The following is a 17,998-nucleotide window of genomic DNA, read 5'->3' as shown; positions in this document are numbered from 1 at the left end:
GGATTAATTGTAAATGACTGATAAGCCAAGTTCTCTAAAAAAATCGGCTTTTGCAATGGATTGCAATTAAAATAGTCAAGTGTATGATTTTCAGTGATTTACAAAAATAGCCCTGATCTGCCAAATCATGATATATTTGAGCCAAACAGTGCTACCATGAAACATCTCATTCTACTCCTGCTGCTCGTTTGCACATCTTATTTACATGCCTCCGCACAGTCAGAAAATCCCAAATACGATAAAGCACTGGCAGATAGCCTTGGTGCCGATAAGTATGGTATGAAAATGTATTACCTGGTGATCCTGAAAACAGGCAGTAACCAGGTGACGGACAAAGAAAAAATGGGCCAGCTTTTCAAAGGCCATATGGATAACATCAACAAACTCGTAAAGGATGGCAAGATGGTTATTGCCGGGCCACTGGGCAAAAATGATAAACAGTACCGCGGCATCTTTGTATTAAACGCCAAAACGAAGGAAGAAGTAGATAGCCTGCTGGAAGGAGATGCAGCCATCAAAGAAAAAGTATTCGATGTTGAAATATATCCCTGGTATGGCTCCGCCGCTCTGCCCAAATACCTGGAGTACCACGAAAAAGTAGAGCAGACGAAACACTGATCAGAAGATGTGCATCCCTGTATTCATCAATAACAAATAACAGGCAAGGTATACTACCAGGAAAGAAAAAGACCAGGCGAAATAACGGATGATGCCCCGGCTGCCTCTCCGGAATGGTGCAAAGAAAAGCAGGTTAATGCCCCAAACCGGCAGTGCCACTACAAAATTAACAACCACCAGCAGGCAGGTGAAGGCAACGGCAAATACAGCAGGTTGTACTACTATGCCTGAGGGAAGGCCATACAAAACCCCAATGGCAATACTACTCAGCACTACCCAGAAAGCATAACGGAATCCTTTTTTCAGGTTGAAATAAAAATAATGCCAGCGATAGCGGAATGTTAACACGATCAGGTCTGCTATCTCTGCATTGCGTACTTTTTCTTTCTGCTTGCGGAAGCGTGGCCACCAGATAATGAAGCCGGTTACAAATAAGACCAGGGGCATCAGCCCCCCCAGCAACGCTAATATTTTTGTGGGCATACCGCCAAAGCTGCCATAGTGAATAGGCGTAAGCCAGCTTAAGTAAGCGCTGCCCGCGTTCGGGAAATCAGTCCGGCTGTTCAACAGTACCTTACCACTGTATTGATCGAGGATCAGCATTTCCCGTTTACCGCTTTTAGGCAGGCCCTCTCCTATTATATCCAGGTGGTAATTACCAGTACTGTCTGAAGGAAAAGCTACCCCGGCAATCCTTCCGCCGGGCATGGCTTCACCGGCCAGCGATACAATGTCCTTCAAAGGCAGGGTACGCGCTCCTTCTGTATAAGCGGATTTAGCGCCTAACAATGCTGCCAGACCCTGTGGCGATTGGCCATTCAGCACAAAAAGCAATGCGATCACCAGGGGAGAAAAAGTGATGCAAACGCCCGTGAGGGAGAGCAGGGTTACTACCGGAGCAGAATAAAAACCCAGCACGTTGTGCCAGTCGTAGTTCTGACGTTTGAAACCGGCGCTGAACTTTACCGTCAGTACAGACCTTAGCTGATTCCATTTGGCAGGGATCCATAAACGAAGGCCGCTGATGGTGAGAATTAAAAGGCAGAGCGTGGCTATCCCTACAATATACCTTCCCACTGTGGGAACAAGTAAAGTGCGGTGTAATTCTGTTACGATATGGATGAAGGAACTTTCATGCAGGCGTTTACCACTTAATTCTGCTGTATAGGGGTTGATGAAATATTCGTCTTCTGTTTTGAAATTGAATAAACGGTAAGCAAGGTTGGGTTTATCATCCACCTCCATCATCATATAACTGAATTGCAGTTGCGGATGTTTTTCCCGGATCAGCGGAACGATCTCGGCAAAGGACATCTTGTGCTGTTGCTCCATCACGGTGAACAGCCCGGGGTTCAAGGCCCGGTCTATTTCATCCTGGAACACCAATATACTGCCGGTGACTCCTACAAATGCCACAATAGCGCCTGCAATGATCCCCAGGTATACATGCCATTTCCCAAACCAGCGTTGTTGATGTTTTGCCCATTGAAGTCTCATAAGACCGTAAATGTGATAAAAAACAACGTGCCTGGTTTACGCAAAAGGGAAAGAGTTTTACGCAATAGGGAAAAAGAAGAGGCAGGAGGCTACAGGATGCCCTGTAGCCTCCTAAAAGTTATCTTAGTTTTATGACGCTCGCCCAACTCTTTCTGTTTATCATGCTTTTACAGCAAAAGCCGGATAGTTTAAAAGCCGGGTTCCTGCAACCACCTCCTGCTGCAAGACCGGGTGTTTACTGGTACTTTATGGATGGCAACCAATCCAAAACTTCTATGACGGCAGACCTGGAATCCATGAAACGTGCGGGGATCGGGAACCTGGTGTTCCTGGAAGTGAATGTGGGCGTTCCGCGTGGTAAAGTAGATTTTCTGAGTGAAGAATGGCAGGAGCTGTTTGCACATGCTGTTCATGAAGCGGAAAGACTGGGCATTGAAATAACATTAGGTGTTGGCCCCGGATGGAGCGGCAGTGGCGGCCCCTGGGTAACTCCGAACCAATCTATGCAACACCTCGTAGCCAGTACTACCAAAGTGATTGGCGGATCTGCCGGACCGGTTAATCTCCCCATACCTGAACCGCGCAAACCTTTCTTTGGGGAAGGGGGTTTAACCCCTGTAATGAAAACACAGTGGAAAGCGTTCTATGAAGATGTGGCCGTATTGGCTTTCCCGACTCCTTCCGCTGAACATCAAATAAAAGATGCAGATGAAAAAGCGCTGTATTACCGCGCACCCTTTAGCTCTGTAAAAGGCGTAAAACCTTACCTCACACCAGCAATAACTGAAGGCCCCGCCATCAACAAAGATCAGATCATTGTACTCACGGATAAATTACAAAAGGATGGTACGCTTCAGTGGAAAGTACCTCCCGGCAACTGGACCATCATGCGGTTCGGCAGCAGGAATAATGGAGCAGTAACAAGGCCCGCTCCTTTTCCCGGATTAGGATTTGAAGCGGACAAGTTTGATACCGTGGCCATGAATGCTCACCTGGAAGCCTATACGGGAAAACTCTTACGAAAGATAGGGCCACGCAAAACAAGCGGTGGCGGGCTCAGGAACCTGCATATGGATAGCTGGGAAATGGGCGCACAGAACTGGACGGCAGCATTCAGGCAGGAGTTCATCAAACGGAGAGGATATGATCCCCAGCCTTTCTATCCTGTTTATTTAGGCCAGGTGGTGGAAAGTACAGCTATCAGTGAACGTTTCCTCTGGGACCTCCGCCAGACATCACAGGAGCTGGTACTCGATTTCCATGTAAAACATTTAAAGGATTACAGCCACCGCAATGGGTTTAAATTATCCATTGAACCCTATGACATGAATCCTACTGCAGACCTGGAACAAGGTGCCCTTGCAGATATTCCCATGTGTGAGTTCTGGAGTAAAGGATATGGCTATAATACTTCCTTCAGTTGCATTGAAGCCACTTCCATCGGGCATATCAATGGCTCATCTGTTATTGCGGCGGAAGCGTTTACGGCAGAGAACAATGAATCCTGGAAACAATATCCCGGGTCTGTAAAGAACCAGGGAGACTGGGCTTTCGCCATGGGCATTAACCGCTTCTTCTATCATACTTTCATCAACCAGTCACTGAATGATTCTTTAAGACCGGGCATGACGATGGGACCTTATGGTGTGCATTGGGACAGGGGCCAAACCTGGTGGCCTATGGCAGATGCTTATCACCGGTACATTTCAAGATGCCAATACATCCTGCAACAGGGGCGCTCGGTAGCTGATATATTATACCTTACACCGGAAGGCGCTCCACATGTTTTCAGACCTCCTTTATCTGCATTAACGGCAGATGAATTTTTGCCGGACAGGAGAGGATACAATTTTGATGGCTGCTCTCCCGGGCAATTATACAAAGCCGGTGTGAAAGATAAACGTATTGTATTCCCTGGTGGTGCCACTTACAGGGTATTGGTATTACCTGCTTCTGAAACAATGACGATCCCCTTATTGAAAAAGATCCAATCTCTTGTGAAAGAAGGCGCATTGGTAGTGGGCATGCCTCCTGCACGAACACCAGGTTTAACGGATTATCCTAACGCAGATGGGCAATTACAGGCCATCGCTCAAAACATAAAGTTGCAGCATGTAACCTATGATTCATTATATCCAACTTATGATGCCATCACCAAATTACTGGATGTAAAAGAAGACTTCTCTTCAACAGGGGCCATCCGTTATACGCACCGCGTTACGGAGAACAGGGATATCTATTTTGTATCCAACCGTACGGATAAAGCGGTACAAACCGAAAATACTTTCCGTACAACGCTGGGTGCGCCGGAACTCTGGGATCCTTTGACAGGCACTACCCGCATGTTGCCTGAGTTTAAAACAGAAAGCGGTACTACTACTATTCCGCTCACATTTGAACCATACCAGAGCTTCTTTATTGTATTTGAAAAAGGCAAAGCTGCAATGGCGGGTAAAAAGAATTTTATAAAAACAAATATTGCAGATACGTTAGAAGGCGCATGGCAGGTTTCATTTGACCCTAAATGGGGTGGCCCCTCAAAGATCACTTTTGATCAATTGCAGGACTGGACTACACGGCCGGAGGAAGGAATTAAATATTATTCCGGCACAGCTATTTACCGCAAGCAATTCCCTTTCGCAAAAAACAATCAACGTTATTATTTAGACCTGGGAGAAGTAAAGAACCTGGCCCGTGTAAAATTGAATGGCAAAGACCTCGGCATATTGTGGACAGCACCATGGAGCGTGGATATTACAACCGCCCTGCAAAAAAACAACCTGTTGGAAATAGAAGTGGTGAACCTCTGGCCCAACAGGCTGATAGGGGATGCAAAACTACCGGATGATGGTGTGAAGAACGGTCAATGGCCTGCGTGGCTGCTGGAAGGCAAAAAGCGGACAAGCGGACGATATACTTTTACAACGTATAGTCCTTATAAACCTGATTCACCTTTGCTGCCATCAGGCCTTACAGGCCCGGTGACGATCAGGGCTTCTTCTTTTTAGGCTTATCGTCCTTACGGGCTTTTTTATTGTGGGTCATATCATCCCCTTTAAAATCCTGCTCTTCATTCTTACGGCTGTCAAGATTGTCCCTGATCTCTGGCCTGGGCATTTGCTGTTTACTTTTCATCTTTGAAAGATTTGATGAAATAAAGAGACCAGGAAAACCATGCCAGCCTATTCTTCGTCCTCCATTTTTCCTTTCGGTTTATTTCCTTTAAAAATGCGTTTAACAGCTTTACTGATCCGGTTGATATTTACCAGTTGTTCCTGGATCGGCATCAGGGTGATATCACCATCCTGTATACCCGGCTCACTGTTTTCTGTGGCAGTTTGTTCAGGATAGATCAGCAGTACGTTGTTATCCTTGAAATGCCTGCCCAGCCTTGCAGGTGTACCTTCCAGGTATGGTTGGTAGGACAGGGTTCCTTTACGGGCAGCAACCACTACCAGCAGATCATCGCGGGAAATGCTGCGGGCCAGCCCTAAGAAGTCTTCCAGGTTTTCAAGATCACGGAAAGTTACTTCCACACTGATTTTGGTATTGCTGATAAATTTCTGCACGGCAGCCTGTGTTTTACGGCCTGCATAGATCACCATTTTAGCACCGGCCTGTTTGGCAAGCAGTACGATCTTTTGCAGGTAATGCGCAAATCCCAGTTCGTATTCGGTGTTCTTCGGCAATACCAGCACCATCTTTTTGGTGGTATTGAGAGGATGATTAAAATGGCAGATGAATACGGTTTCCCATACGCTTTGCAAAACGTTATCTGTGGTGGTACCAAAGATATTGCCGAAGAGGCGGTCTGTGGCACTGTTCTTATCACTCCAGCCCAGGATCACATCAGAGATGAATAGTTCTTTCACCGTGCGGGAAATACCGTCTGTAACGTTCAGGTCTACACGCGTTACTACCTGCACATTACTTTCAGAGGCAGCAGCATGGATCACTGCCTTCTCCATCATTTTGTTACTTACAAAGATCTTATCACGGGCTTCCGCATCGTCCTGCACCACTACCAGTGGATGAATAGGTTCACTGCTGGCGGGGTCTTTTATCATCAATGCAAAATCTATCAGGGACTCCATGCGTTCCGGATTGGCAATGGGGATCAGGATCTTTTCAGGGCCACCGGTGATCTCCGGCTTTTTCTCTGCTTCCCTGATCGCGAGTTTACGGCCGGCGCTTTCTGTTACAAATGAGCCTACCATGCAGGTGACCAGTATGAGGATAATGGTGCCGTTAAGTACATTTTCGTTGATGATGCCCATCTTAAAACCGATCAGGATCACGGCAATGGTGGCAGCAGCATGCGAACTGCTGAGGCCGAATATAATGTTCCGCTGTGTGGCAGAATAACCAAAGGAAAGCTGGGTGAAAAATGCGGCCAGCCATTTGCTGAATAGGGCCATGGCCGTTAAAGCACCAGCTATGATCAATGCTTCAGGGCCTTTCATCAATACCCTGAGATCTACGATCATGCCTACGCTGATCAGGAAGAAAGGAATAAATAACGCACTGCCCACAAATTCCATCCTGTTCATGAGTGGGGAAGTATGCGGGATCAGCTGGTTGAGGGCAAGCCCTGCCAGGAAAGCCCCAATGATAGCTTCCACACCGGCGAGTTCTGCTAAAAAGCCTGCGAGGAAAACCAGTGCCAGTACAAATATGAAATGGGAGGTCTTATCGTCTTTGATCTTTTTAAAGAACCATCTGCCAATAATGGGGAATCCCCACAACACAATGCCTGCAAAGATCGCCAGGGAAATACCCAGTTTTAACCAGAAGGCCGTGTTCAGATTCCCGGCTTCGGCCCCGGTAATGATGGCGAGTATGAGTAGTACGGCAGTATCTGTAATAATCGTGCCCCCTACGGCTACCGTCACTGCTTCATTTTTAGTGATGCCCAGGCGGCTGGCCAATGGATAGGCTACAAGGGTATGGGTGGCGAACATGCTGGAGATCAGCAGGGAAGCCATGAGATTAAAGTGCAGCACATACGTGCAAAGCACATATCCCATAATAAGCGGAATAAAAAAGGTGAAGGCACCGAAAACAAGACTGCGGTGGCGGTTCTTCCGGAATTCCGTCATGTCCAGTTCCAGACCGGCGAGGAACATGATGTATAATAACCCGGCATTTCCGAAGAGGTCGATACTTCCTTTCTCTACGATCTTAAACCCATGGTCTCCAATGGTCATTCCCGCTAAGATCAGTCCTATGATGCTGGGAATCCGGAATTTTCGCAAAATAATGGGCGCCAGCAGGATAATGAACAAAACCAACGAGAATATAGGCACTGGATCCTTCAGCGGTAAGCTGAAATCCATTAATAAAACCAATCCTTTCATGGCTGTTAATTTACGATCATTCTGCCAAAACCATGGTCATTGCCAAAAAAATGTAACTTTGTGGAAACATCTGCAGAATATGAGTTATATGGGTACGAGGACCTCCGTTCAGGAAAAAACGGAAGTGCTGGTAGAAACAGAAGAACAATATCCATTCAGCCTGGTAGTTTGGAATGATGACGTAAATACTTTCGACTGGGTGATACAGTCGTTAATGGAAGTTTGCGGACATACGGAGCAGCAGGCGGAACAATGTGCGCTCATTATTCATCATAATGGTAAATATGCCGTGAAAGAAGGTGAATACACAGACCTGAAGCCCATGCTCGAAGCACTGCTCGAGAGGGGTATCAGCGCCACCCTCGAAGAAACTGTAGCTTCATAAATGCCCCTTTTCCAGATACCTGATAATGAACTGATCTTTCCTCCCCTCCATAAGGCGGAAGCAGACGGCCTGCTGGCCATCGGCGGAGATCTCAGTATGGAAAGGCTGTTACTGGCCTACCGTTCCGGCATCTTTCCCTGGTTTAACCATAAACCCATCCTCTGGTGGTCTCCCGATCCCCGTTTTGTATTATTCCCTGCTGAATTGAAAGTATCCAACAGTATGAAACAGCTGTTGAAGAAATCACCTTTCCGTATTTCCGTCAATGAAAACTTTGCAGGGGTGATCAGCAATTGCAGCAGTATTGAAAGAGAGGGGCAGGATGGAAGCTGGATCACCAAAGATATGATGGCAGCCTATCTGCGCTTACATAAGGCAGGTTATGCCCTGTCTGTGGAGTGCTGGCAAAATGAAGAACTGGTGGGTGGTTTATATGGTGTAAAAATGGGGCGTTGCTTCTTTGGGGAGAGTATGTTCGCAAAAGTGAGCAATGCTTCCAAAGCTGCTTTCATCACTTTTATCCGCCAAAACGAAAATGAGCTGGCCTTGGTGGACTGCCAGGTACATACACATCACTTAGCTTCGCTGGGTGCCCGCTTTATCAGCAGGGTCACCTTTACAGATATTGTGCAGCGGAACTTATAGCGGCTCCTCCGCAGGTGGTTCCCACAATTCTATCTTATGCCCTTCAGGGTCCATGATCCAGGCAAATTTACCATACTCAAATTCCTGCATCTCTCCTGCTATCTGTACGCCTTCTGCTTTCAATCGTTCCAGTAGTGCCACCAGGTTATCTACCCGGTAATTGATCATAAAAGGTTTATCGCTGGGCTGCAGATAATCCGTGTCGTTCTTCATAGTACTCCATTCCGTGCGGCCCACCTTTTCCGGATCTTCCACCGTTCTCCATCTAAAACTGGCGCCCCATTCGGTAACAGGTAAACCTAAATGTTTACCATACCATTCCTTCATTTTTGCGGGATCTTCGCATTTAAAGAAGACGCCGCCGATACCGGTTACACGTTTCATGTGTGTTATTTTTTCTTTTTGATAAAAGTACCTTCAAAGAAACATTTGATCCCACGATACGCACCACAACCTGTTTCCCTGATACTCACCTTTCCGCCGCTGAACTTAAAATCCACGATGCAGGAAGTGTGTTTATCTCTGAACTGGCCGGTAGTGGCTGTAGTGAAACGGCCCACACCATCTAACTCTCCTACGCACTGGCCATTGTCACGCGAAAAATGTATAAAGAACAAAAACTCTTTCGCAGTTTCCCCATCACGGATGGATACAAGGTTCTGTTCACCGGAAGCGTAATTAGCGGAGAACTTGTGTTTACGGGGCAGGGTATCTATGGGATTGTATAAACCTGTAGCAGCAGGTTCATTGGAATTGGTCATGATCAATGCCAGGCTGCCATCCGGATTAATAGCATATACGTCATCGCGGGTGGAGATCTGGCCGGGAGCTTTTTGGGTTTCCGTGGTCACCCTCAGATCATTTTTGGCATCCATTACAAATCCCATGCGGGTATTGTTTGCGGCGGTATTTTTTGCTGCCAGGTGGCGTTGCAGGAATTTTCCTTCTTTATCATAGATCAGCAGCCAGGCAACATTCCCCGCCTTGGTAGCTCCTTCTACTATAAAGAATTGCTGGTCTCCTTTTTTGATATAAGCACGGGGAAAGAATTTAGGTTTCTCTGCTGCCGTAAAAGTACCCTTGGCCAGGGTATCCGGCAGGAATTGCTTTACCACTTTTGCCTTGAGGGCAAATGTGTCCGGAATGCGGTGTTTCAAAGAATCTGCATTGAGCCGGTAAGCTAAAGCCGTTTCAGGGAAAAATTCCCGGAAATCCTTAAAAGTGAGCACACGATCTTCATCATTGGCTGGTTTGGAAGTATTCGTACAGGCCATCAACAGGCCAAACATCAGTGTCAGGAGTAGGATTCTGCTCATATCATGCTGTAATTGAGCGAAAAGGTAAATATAATTCCATATATCTCCCATAACTTCCTAATTTGAAAATTATTATTTAGATTTGCCTAAATTATATTTTAGATACCATGAATTTGACGAACGCGGAGGAAAACTACATCAAAGCTATTTTCAAGCTACAGGATGGTACTGCAGTGGTGAGTACCAATGCCATCGCTTATGACCTGGATACCAAACCGGCTTCGGTGACGGACATGGCCAAAAAGCTGAAGGAGAAAAAACTGATAGACTATGAAAAATACCAGGGTATTACGCTTACAGCGGAAGGCCGCAGGTATGCTTTGCAGATCGTTCGCCGCCACCGGTTGTGGGAATGTTTCCTGGTAGACAAACTGGCTTTCAGCTGGAATGAGGTACATGAGATCGCGGAAGAACTGGAACATGTGAAGAGTGAAAAACTCGTGAACCGGCTTAGTGAATTCCTGGGGAACCCTACTACAGACCCGCATGGTGATCCCATTCCGGATGCACAGGGCAAAATGAGCAGATCAAAACAGCTCATTTCGCTGGACAAAGCTACGGCCAAAAGGCTGGAGGTGGCCGGCGTGTCTGATCAATCCTCCTCTTTGCTGGAATTCCTGAATGCCAAGGGCATCAGGCTGGGTACACAGATTGAAATCATTGAACGCTACGATTTTGACAACTCTGTAGAGATCAAGATCAAAAATCAATCTGCCTTTACCATCAGCGAGCAGGTGTCGAAAACAATCATGGTAAAATCATTGTAAGAAAACCTTATGAAACTGCAGGACCACGCGGCATCTCTCAGCGAAGTACATCAAAGCATAGATACAACCGGCAAAAGCACCAGCAAATGGCGCAGGATATTAGCATTCTTTGGCCCCGCTTATTTAGTGAGTGTGGGATACATGGACCCGGGAAACTGGGCTACAGACCTCGCGGGTGGTAGTAAATTCGGCTATACGCTCCTCTGGGTACTATTGATGAGTAATATGATGGCCCTGCTGCTGCAAAGCCTCAGTGCCCGGCTGGGCATTGTTCGCGGAAGGGACCTTGCACAGGCTAACCGGGAAACGTATCCCGCACCGGTGAACTTTGTATTGTACATCCTGGCTGAAATAGCAATTGCGGCTACTGACCTGGCAGAAGTACTGGGTATGGCCATCGGGATACAACTCTTAACAGGGATGCCCCTGATGTGGGGTGTTACGCTAACGGTGCTGGATACTTTCCTTTTATTACTGTTACAACGTTATGGCATCCGCAAGATGGAAGCATTTATCATTGCGCTGGTGGCCATTGTGGGTACTTCCTTCCTCATACAGTTATTACTCGCCAAACCGGATGTATCGGAAGTGGTAACAGGTTTTGTTCCTTCCCTCCCGGATGAAACAGCTTTATATATTGCCATCGGCATCATTGGCGCTACGGTAATGCCGCATAATTTATACCTGCATTCTGCATTGGTGCAAACACGCAAGATCAAAAAAACAGATGCAGGTATTAAACAAGCCATCAGGATAAATTTCTGGGATACCACCATTGCTTTGAACCTGGCCTTCTTTGTAAATGCGGCCATCCTCATACTGGCGGCCACGGTATTCTTTAAAGCAGGGCATACGGAAATTGCAGATCTGCATGAAGCGCATCGCATGCTGGAACCTTTGCTGGGCGGCAAGTTAGCACCTATCCTTTTTGCGGTGGCTTTGATTGCGGCAGGGCAAAGCTCTACTGTTACAGGTACCCTCGCAGGGCAGATCGTTATGGAAGGATACCTGCGTTTGCGGATCAATCCCTGGTTGCGGAGATTGATCACAAGGCTGGTGGCTATTGTGCCGGCCCTGATTGTGATATGGGTTTCCGGAGAAGAAAAGATCGGGCAACTGCTGGTGTTCAGCCAGGTATTGCTGAGTTTACAACTAGGCTTTGCCGTTATTCCATTGATCCACTTTGTAAGTGATAAACAAACGATGGGGCAGTTTGCTATCAGGTGGCATGTAAAAGTGCTTGCATGGCTGATTGCCAGCATTTTGGTGTATCTTAATATACGTATGGTATATTCCGAAGCCAGTACCTTTATCAGTGAAAACCAAAATGGATGGGTAGATGCCCTGATCATATTCATCGGGGTGGTATTTGTGGCATTGCTGGTGATCACCATTATCTATCCTTTCCTCAGCCGCTACCGTCAGAAAGGCTCTGCCCGCATGCATCCTACGCAGGTTACATTGGGTAGCCTGGAAGCACCAAAATACAAAAGGATTGCCCTGGCGCTGGACTTTTCACAGTTCGATGAAAAGATCATTGCCAATGCACTGGCCCAGGGTCAACAGGATACGGAATATGTACTGATCCATATTGTGGAAAGTGCTTCCGCAAGGTATTTCGGGAAAGATGCGGATGACTTTGAAACACGGAAAGACCAGGAGCAACTGGATACTTACCTTGAGCTGCTGAAAAGCAAGAACATTACCGCAAAAGGAATATTAGGATACCGCCACCGTGCAAAAGAAATTGTGCGGATCGTGAAACAGGAAAAGGCAGACCTGCTGGTCCTGGGTGGGCATGGGCATACGGGTATTAAGGACTGGATCTATGGGGAAACGGTGAATAACGTACGGCACTATGTGCATATTCCCGTATTGGTGGTACAATAAAAACATTTCATGCAAACATTATTTCAACCAGGGGATGTTAAAACTTTCCGGCGTGTGGTGCGGAAAGAAGATTGTGCCGCATTTGACAGCGGGCTGGTGCATCCGGTATATGCTACATTCGCGCTGGCGCGTGATGCGGAATGGTGTTGCCGGTTGTTTGTGCTGGACATGAAAGAGGCAGACGAAGAAGGGATCGGAACGATGCTTAGCTTGCAGCATGTATCTCCTGCTTTGGAAGGCAGCACTGTGGACTTCACGGCAACCGTAAAAGCATTAAACGGGCATGAGATCATTTGTGCGCTGGAAATAAAGGTGGGGGATAGAGTTATTGCCACAGGGGAAAACGGGCAGAAAATTCTAAAAAAAGAGAAACTGGAAGCGGTGTTTAGTAAGTTGCAGCACTAGCAACAGGCTGCTAAGAAGTGTCAGCGCCTATAGCCCCAACACTTCCTTCAGTTTCGGATATCCTGTTTTGCTCACTAATATCTTACTACCATCTCTCAGAATAGCGAGATAGGTTTCTTTCTCATAAGGATCAATACGTGTGATCTGGCTCACGTTCAGGATGAAAGAACGATGTACCCTGATAAACTGCTGCGGATCCAACATCTTCTCAAAGAAAGCCATTGTTTTATTCTTCAGGAAAGACCCTTCCTGTGTAACGATCTTCACATAATCATCTGCTGCTTCGAGATAATGAATATCCTGCACCGGGATGATCTTGATCTTTCCATTGATCTTTACCACTACCCTGTTATGCTGCATGGGCATTTCCTGTGAGGTGCTTTCCAGTATGGCAGCCGTTACTTCTGTACGCCGCTCCAGCATCTTCTGCAGGGCTTTATCAAACCGGTCGCGGGAGAAGGGTTTGAGCAGGTAATCAATAGCATTCACTTCAAACGCACGGATGGCATATTCTTCAAAAGCGGTGGTGAAGATCACACAGGGGATTTTATCCACGAGTTCCAGCATTTCAAATCCATTGATCTTCGGCATCTGGATGTCCAGGAAGATCAGGTCAGGCTGATGCTGCTGGATGGCTTTCAGTCCTTCAAAGCCATCGTTACATTCCGCTACTACTTCTATCTGCGGGTGTGCCTGCAGGAATTCTTTCACCAGTTCCCTGGCCAGCGGCTCGTCATCTATCAGAACTGTTTTTATCATGGAGTTGTGGTACTTTAATGATGGTGGTAAATGTATGGTCGTTGATCTTAGTTTCCAACAGGTCCTGCCGCGCAAATAATAAATACAATCTCCTGTTGATAGAGTTCAGGCCAAAACCTGTTCCCTGGTAAGGTTGCTGTTGTAAGGATGGATCGAATGGGTTGGAAACAGATACGATGAGCACATCATTTTCTCTCCAGGCTTCGATCGCTATATTGATCGCCTCTGTTGTATCATACAACCCGAATTTAATGGCATTTTCCACTATGGGTTGCAGCAGCATCGGCGGGATCTGCATGTTTGAAATATCTTCCGCAATATTAACGGTGGTGGTTAAACGGTGGCGGAAGCGAACCTTTTCAATGTCCAGGTATAATTCCAGGTACACGAGTTCTTCTTTTAGTGGTATCCAGAGCTGATCTTCTTTTTTGAGCGTACCACGCAGGAAATCGCTCAGTTTCTGGATCATCTGCCGTGCTTCTTCAGGGCGGATGGATACGAGGGCATTGATAGAGTTCAGGCTGTTAAACAGGAAGTGCGGCTGCAATTGCTGCCGCAGTTTATAAAGCTCTGCCTCTTTAGATAATTTCTCTGCAGCTTCTTTCCTGGCGAGGGCCTGCCTTGTTTCTTCCATTTCGTACATGAAGAAGCTGATGAAACCTGTGCCGGTGATCAGCATCCAGCCTAATGCAAAACGGATAGGCAGTGTGTCTGATAACCATTGTGCATATACTGCTTCATCTCCAAAGAAAGCTTTCAGCAGGCAATACACAGCTGCCAGCCAGATCAGGCTTACTACCGTGGTAAGGATGGCCACATTCACATATCTCCTGTTAACCGGCCGGTAATATGCCTGCATTTGCGTGATGGCCGCCACGGCTAAAAAAAGCAGCACGTTGTGAACAAGACTTTCCGTTACGGCAATGGTTATCCTCAGGTGCAGCCAGTTGAATAAAATAATGCGGTGCAGGTTGAGGAAAACAACGAAACCAATGATGAACGTCCAACGGTAAGGTTGTTCTTTTAACAGGTGTGTAGCCACAGTTCTATACGTTTAGTTCAAAAGACTTCTGGGATTGTAACTGCGCTGCTTTCATTTGCAACAGGGCCACATAGCTGCTGGCATTTTCAGGTTCTTCCACACGGGAATACAGTTCCATTCCGTCTTTCAGATCGTCCAGCGTGTAGAGTTCAGGCACATTGATAAAGCGCCATTCTACCAGCTCTTCCCTTTGATTCTTAAATGCATACTGTTCCTGTTCTCCGATCTGCAGTGCTTTTTTCCAGGCCTCTTGTTTATTGATGGCACTGATCAGGCGCAACTGCTCGTCGAATTGCGGGAGGTGTTCTCCTTTTCCGCATATTATCTGGTAAACGATCTTTGCAACAAACCAATACATGTTATTATGGTTTACAGGTGATGATAAGGATGGAGGGGCTAAAAAACAAATAGATCAAAGGATGGCGGAAGGAAAGGATCAATAGCTTTTCAGGTCTACCCCGCCGAATGTGCAGGAACCTTTGATGATCAGAACTTTGCCTGGTGTGGGCATCACTCCTATTAAGCGTTTATCTTCAATCCCACCAAATATGGTGTTCACGTCTAATTTTACATCCCAGCTGGCAGGAACCATGATCTCTACACCGCCAAATAATGTGGTGATATCCAATACGGCTTCTCCGTTAATGTCTGCCTGCATAAAGTTCAGTTCTGTGCCGCCGAAAACAGTGGTGATATTACCTCCCTTGAAATCTTTGGACAGCACCACTTTATTGGAGCCGCTGAAAATAGTGGTGGCCTGCAGGAAATCATCGCTGGTACTGCCACCCCGCACAACGTATTCATCATATTGCTGTTTACGGGTGGAGGCTTTACCGATCAGGTATACACCAATAATGATCATAATGATCGGCCACATAAAACGGCGCAGGTCCCATGCAAAAGGAACAATGTCATCTACCAGGAACACTGTACCTACCAGCATCAGGATGATCCCCGACGGTCCCTGGAATTTACGCCTTGCCGCCATGACGAAACCGATCACGATCAGTAACATGGGCCAGCTGAATACCCAGTGCGGAAGGTGAAGGTCCAGACGGTCCAGGAAATAGAATAAACCGATACAAAGAACTATCACGCCGGCCCAAAGGCCATTACCGCTATTATCTTGTTGACGATTAAGTCTGCTCATTATTTTGTGTTTTTGAATTTTATGATACAAATCTACTCCGGGGCTGTATCTGTATCAATACTGCTTAGGCAGGAATGGGGGTATTGCCGGTAAAACCGGGGAAATTGCCGGTGAAAATGATCACAATTCCACGACGATGGATTTACCGCCTAATTTTTTGAGGGTGGATTGGATAGCAGCCACCATGGGATCGGGGCCACAGATATAGAAATTCTGGTTAAAATCCTTCACCTTGGCCCGCAGGTACACTTCGTCTACCCGGTGATGATCATAACCGGGAATGGCTTCATCAGTGAGGGTATTGATGAAATTAGGGCCCAGGATACGTTGGAATTCGGCTTCCAGGATAATGTCCTGGCGGGTTTTGTTGGAAAAGATCAGTTTATTATTACCCACTTTACCTTCCTTTTCCAGGTCCCGGAAAATGGCAATAAAGGGGGTGACGCCGGCTCCTCCGGCAATAAAAACACCTTCCCCCTGGTAATGGATGGCTCCCCATACATCGTGGATCCGGAGACTGTCTCCCACCTTGAGCTGCCCGAGCTGGTTAGTAACGCCGGGATGGTCGTTATAGATCTTGATGGTGAATTCCAGGAAATCCCAGTGGTTAAGGGCCGTGAAAGTAAAAGGGCGAAGCTCTGCTTCCCAGCCGGGTTTGTTAATGGACACATCTGTAGCTTGCCCCGGCACAAACTTGTAGCCAGCGGGCTTTTCTATCCTGAATCTCTTAACATTATGGGTTACAGGGGTTATATCCAATATTGCAACAATATGTTCTGTCATAACTCACCCAATTGTTCATCTAATTTAAGGTAATTATCACAATTGGGATACCCTATCCGTATGACAAATGTGTTACCTTTGCGGTCAATTAATAAAACAATAACTCAGAATATGCCGGCAGAAAAAATTCAGATGATTAACGGGCAGATCAAGGTCCCTGCCCATCCTATTATTCCGTTCATTATTGGTGATGGCATCGGGCCGGATATCTGGCGTGCCAGTGTGCGGGTGTTTGATGCGGCTATCGAAAAGGCTTATGGCAGCAGCCGTAAGATTGAATGGAAAGAAGTACTGGCTGGCGAAAAGGCTTTCCAGGAAACCGGCGAATGGCTCCCTAAAACTACGCTGGATGCCTTGAAAGAGTACCTCGTATCTATTAAAGGCCCCCTGAGTACGCCTGTTGGTGGCGGTATCCGTTCCCTGAACGTGGCCATGCGCCAGGAGCTTGACCTCTACGCCTGCGTTCGTCCTGTACGCTGGTTCAATAAAGTGCCTTCCCCCGTTAAACATCCTGAGAAGGTAGATATGGTGATCTTCCGTGAAAACACAGAGGATATCTACGCCGGTATTGAATATATGTACGGTACGCCAAACGCTGATAAACTCCTGAAGTTCTTACAGGAAGAGCTGGGCGTTAAACAGATCCGCTTCCCCGAAACCTCTTCTTTTGGTATCAAACCGGTATCCAAAGAAGGTACGGAAAGGCTGGTACGCGCAGCTATCACCTATGCTGTTGAACATAAAAAACCTTCTGTGACCATTGTACACAAAGGAAATATCATGAAGTTCACGGAAGGTGGCTTCAAGAACTGGGGTTATGAACTGGCCACCCGCGAATTTGGCGATAAAGTATATACCTGGGAGCAATGGGAGAAAACCAAAGCAGAAAAAGGTGAAGAAGAAGCCAACCGCGAGATCAAAGTAGCGCAGGCACATAACAAGATCATCATTAACGATGTGATCGCAGATAACTTCCTGCAGCAGATCCTGCTGGCACCACAGGACTTCTCCGTGATCGCTACCCTCAACCTCAACGGTGACTATATCTCTGATGCCCTCGCCGCCGCAGTAGGTGGTATTGGTATCGCACCAGGTGGTAACATCAACTATGCTACCGGCCATGCCGTATTTGAAGCAACACACGGTACAGCTCCCCGCTTTGCCAACACAGATACCATGAACCCCTCTTCCGTGATCCTTTCCGGCGTAATGATGCTGGAATACATGGGCTGGAAGGAAGCCGCAGAGATCATTGTACATGGCCTCAGCACTGCTATCATGCGTAAAAGAGTAACGATCGATTTCTACAAACTGATGGATGATGCCACCCTGGTAAAATGCAGCGAGTTTGCGGATGAGATCATCAAACAGCTCTAAGTTTGCA

Annotated in this window: 18 protein-coding genes; 8 read left to right on the top strand and 10 right to left on the bottom strand. The window is 46.9% G+C overall.

All coding sequences use genetic code 11. The annotated features are described in order from the left end of the window. Positions 1-156 precede the first annotated feature (156 nt). On the top strand, positions 157-618 hold the full coding sequence (locus tag BUR42_RS28120; protein ID WP_074242852.1) for a YciI family protein: 462 nt from the start codon (positions 157-159) through the stop codon (positions 616-618). Here the strand turns inward: BUR42_RS28120 and BUR42_RS28115 are convergent, their stop codons facing one another. Then, entirely contained in the window at positions 619-2,115 is a 1,497-nt protein-coding gene (locus tag BUR42_RS28115) for a PepSY-associated TM helix domain-containing protein (protein WP_074242851.1), read from the bottom strand. Positions 2,116-2,246: 131 nt separating this feature from the next. Between BUR42_RS28115 and BUR42_RS28110 the strand changes: the two genes are divergently transcribed. Further along, positions 2,247-5,123 carry a glycosyl hydrolase gene (locus tag BUR42_RS28110; RefSeq protein WP_074242850.1) on the top strand — a complete coding sequence of 959 codons (2,877 nt, stop codon included), beginning with the start codon at positions 2,247-2,249 and terminating at the stop codon, positions 5,121-5,123. Here BUR42_RS28110 and BUR42_RS29935 read toward each other — a convergent pair. Further along, positions 5,104-5,250 (bottom strand): hypothetical protein, encoded by a 147-nt coding sequence (locus tag BUR42_RS29935; protein WP_200798379.1) that lies wholly within the window; start codon positions 5,248-5,250, stop codon positions 5,104-5,106. The two genes, BUR42_RS28110 and BUR42_RS29935, sit on opposite strands and share 20 nt — an antisense overlap. Positions 5,251-5,297: 47 nt before the next feature. Then, positions 5,298-7,472, bottom strand: a complete 2,175-nt coding sequence (locus tag BUR42_RS28105) for a cation:proton antiporter (RefSeq protein ID WP_074242849.1) — start codon at positions 7,470-7,472, stop codon at positions 5,298-5,300. 88 nt (positions 7,473-7,560) lie between these two features. On the opposite strand from BUR42_RS28105, the gene BUR42_RS28100 reads away from it, so the two are divergent. Both BUR42_RS28100 and aat read left to right on the top strand, forming a co-directional pair. Then, a complete protein-coding gene (locus BUR42_RS28100; RefSeq protein ID WP_234979819.1) occupies positions 7,561-7,857 on the top strand; it encodes an ATP-dependent Clp protease adaptor ClpS in 297 nt (98 codons plus the stop codon). After that, entirely contained in the window at positions 7,858-8,502 is a 645-nt protein-coding gene (aat, locus tag BUR42_RS28095) for a leucyl/phenylalanyl-tRNA--protein transferase (RefSeq protein WP_074242847.1), read from the top strand. Here aat and BUR42_RS30065 read toward each other — a convergent pair. Continuing rightward, positions 8,497-8,886: a VOC family protein gene (locus tag BUR42_RS30065; RefSeq protein ID WP_074242846.1), complete on the bottom strand. Its 390-nt coding sequence runs from the start codon at positions 8,884-8,886 to the stop codon at positions 8,497-8,499. The two genes, aat and BUR42_RS30065, sit on opposite strands and share 6 nt — an antisense overlap. Before the next feature lie 5 nt (positions 8,887-8,891). Continuing rightward, entirely contained in the window at positions 8,892-9,818 is a 927-nt protein-coding gene (locus BUR42_RS28085) for a hypothetical protein (RefSeq protein ID WP_143197619.1), read from the bottom strand. A 107-nt stretch (positions 9,819-9,925) separates the two neighbouring features. Between BUR42_RS28085 and BUR42_RS28080 the strand changes: the two genes are divergently transcribed. From BUR42_RS28080 to BUR42_RS28070, 3 genes are read left to right on the top strand one after another with little or no spacing between them, the layout of a single operon-like run. Then, a complete protein-coding gene (locus BUR42_RS28080; RefSeq protein WP_074242844.1) occupies positions 9,926-10,585 on the top strand; it encodes a metal-dependent transcriptional regulator in 660 nt (219 codons plus the stop codon). Positions 10,586-10,594: 9 nt separating this feature from the next. Beyond that, positions 10,595-12,475: an Nramp family divalent metal transporter gene (locus tag BUR42_RS28075; protein WP_074242843.1), complete on the top strand. Its 1,881-nt coding sequence runs from the start codon at positions 10,595-10,597 to the stop codon at positions 12,473-12,475. Between the two features lie 9 nt (positions 12,476-12,484). Continuing rightward, complete coding sequence (locus BUR42_RS28070) at positions 12,485-12,880, top strand: thioesterase family protein (RefSeq protein WP_074242842.1); 396 nt, start codon at positions 12,485-12,487, stop codon at positions 12,878-12,880. Between the two features lie 27 nt (positions 12,881-12,907). On the opposite strand, the gene BUR42_RS28065 is transcribed toward BUR42_RS28070, so the two are convergent. From BUR42_RS28065 to BUR42_RS28045, 5 genes are all read right to left on the bottom strand, one after another. Further along, positions 12,908-13,639, bottom strand: coding sequence for a LytR/AlgR family response regulator transcription factor (locus BUR42_RS28065; RefSeq protein WP_074242841.1), 732 nt, complete (start codon positions 13,637-13,639; stop codon positions 12,908-12,910). Beyond that, a complete protein-coding gene (locus BUR42_RS28060; RefSeq protein WP_084185869.1) occupies positions 13,614-14,681 on the bottom strand; it encodes a sensor histidine kinase in 1,068 nt (355 codons plus the stop codon). The genes BUR42_RS28065 and BUR42_RS28060 overlap by 26 nt, the downstream gene beginning before the upstream one ends. A gap of 4 nt (positions 14,682-14,685) precedes the next feature. Then, a complete protein-coding gene (locus BUR42_RS28055; protein WP_074242840.1) occupies positions 14,686-15,039 on the bottom strand; it encodes a DUF4288 domain-containing protein in 354 nt (117 codons plus the stop codon). Between the two features lie 78 nt (positions 15,040-15,117). Further along, positions 15,118-15,831 carry a LiaF transmembrane domain-containing protein gene (locus BUR42_RS28050; protein WP_074242839.1) on the bottom strand — a complete coding sequence of 238 codons (714 nt, stop codon included), beginning with the start codon at positions 15,829-15,831 and terminating at the stop codon, positions 15,118-15,120. A 120-nt stretch (positions 15,832-15,951) separates the two neighbouring features. Next, positions 15,952-16,614, bottom strand: coding sequence for an FAD-binding oxidoreductase (locus BUR42_RS28045; RefSeq protein WP_074242838.1), 663 nt, complete (start codon positions 16,612-16,614; stop codon positions 15,952-15,954). 60 nt (positions 16,615-16,674) lie between these two features. On the opposite strand from BUR42_RS28045, the gene icd reads away from it, so the two are divergent. Beyond that, entirely contained in the window at positions 16,675-17,991 is a 1,317-nt protein-coding gene (gene icd, locus BUR42_RS28040) for an NADP-dependent isocitrate dehydrogenase (protein WP_262488017.1), read from the top strand. The last annotated feature ends 7 nt before the right edge of the window (positions 17,992-17,998 follow it).

Origin of the sequence: Chitinophaga niabensis, assembly GCF_900129465.1 — a bacterium.
GTDB lineage: Bacteria > Bacteroidota > Bacteroidia > Chitinophagales > Chitinophagaceae > Chitinophaga > Chitinophaga niabensis.
Note: the sequence above shows the minus strand (reverse complement) of the source record. Positions and strands in the feature narration are given on the sequence as shown.

Bases quoted from the DNA above. Each gene is read 5' to 3' on its own strand.
- BUR42_RS28120 (WP_074242852.1), top strand. From the start codon at position 157: ATGAAACATCTCATTCTACTCCTGCTGCTCGTTTGCACATCTTATTTA.
- BUR42_RS28115 (WP_074242851.1), bottom strand. From the start codon at position 2,115: ATGAGACTTCAATGGGCAAAACATCAACAACGCTGGTTTGGGAAATGG.
- BUR42_RS28110 (WP_074242850.1), top strand. From the start codon at position 2,247: ATGACGCTCGCCCAACTCTTTCTGTTTATCATGCTTTTACAGCAAAAG.
- BUR42_RS29935 (WP_200798379.1), bottom strand. From the start codon at position 5,250: ATGAAAAGTAAACAGCAAATGCCCAGGCCAGAGATCAGGGACAATCTT.
- BUR42_RS28105 (WP_074242849.1), bottom strand. From the start codon at position 7,472: ATGAAAGGATTGGTTTTATTAATGGATTTCAGCTTACCGCTGAAGGAT.
- BUR42_RS28100 (WP_234979819.1), top strand. From the start codon at position 7,561: ATGGGTACGAGGACCTCCGTTCAGGAAAAAACGGAAGTGCTGGTAGAA.
- aat (WP_074242847.1), top strand. From the start codon at position 7,858: ATGCCCCTTTTCCAGATACCTGATAATGAACTGATCTTTCCTCCCCTC.
- BUR42_RS30065 (WP_074242846.1), bottom strand. From the start codon at position 8,886: ATGAAACGTGTAACCGGTATCGGCGGCGTCTTCTTTAAATGCGAAGAT.
- BUR42_RS28085 (WP_143197619.1), bottom strand. From the start codon at position 9,818: ATGAGCAGAATCCTACTCCTGACACTGATGTTTGGCCTGTTGATGGCC.
- BUR42_RS28080 (WP_074242844.1), top strand. From the start codon at position 9,926: ATGAATTTGACGAACGCGGAGGAAAACTACATCAAAGCTATTTTCAAG.
- BUR42_RS28075 (WP_074242843.1), top strand. From the start codon at position 10,595: ATGAAACTGCAGGACCACGCGGCATCTCTCAGCGAAGTACATCAAAGC.
- BUR42_RS28070 (WP_074242842.1), top strand. From the start codon at position 12,485: ATGCAAACATTATTTCAACCAGGGGATGTTAAAACTTTCCGGCGTGTG.
- BUR42_RS28065 (WP_074242841.1), bottom strand. From the start codon at position 13,639: ATGATAAAAACAGTTCTGATAGATGACGAGCCGCTGGCCAGGGAACTG.
- BUR42_RS28055 (WP_074242840.1), bottom strand. From the start codon at position 15,039: ATGTATTGGTTTGTTGCAAAGATCGTTTACCAGATAATATGCGGAAAA.
- BUR42_RS28050 (WP_074242839.1), bottom strand. From the start codon at position 15,831: ATGAGCAGACTTAATCGTCAACAAGATAATAGCGGTAATGGCCTTTGG.
- BUR42_RS28045 (WP_074242838.1), bottom strand. From the start codon at position 16,614: ATGACAGAACATATTGTTGCAATATTGGATATAACCCCTGTAACCCAT.
- icd (WP_262488017.1), top strand. From the start codon at position 16,675: ATGACAAATGTGTTACCTTTGCGGTCAATTAATAAAACAATAACTCAG.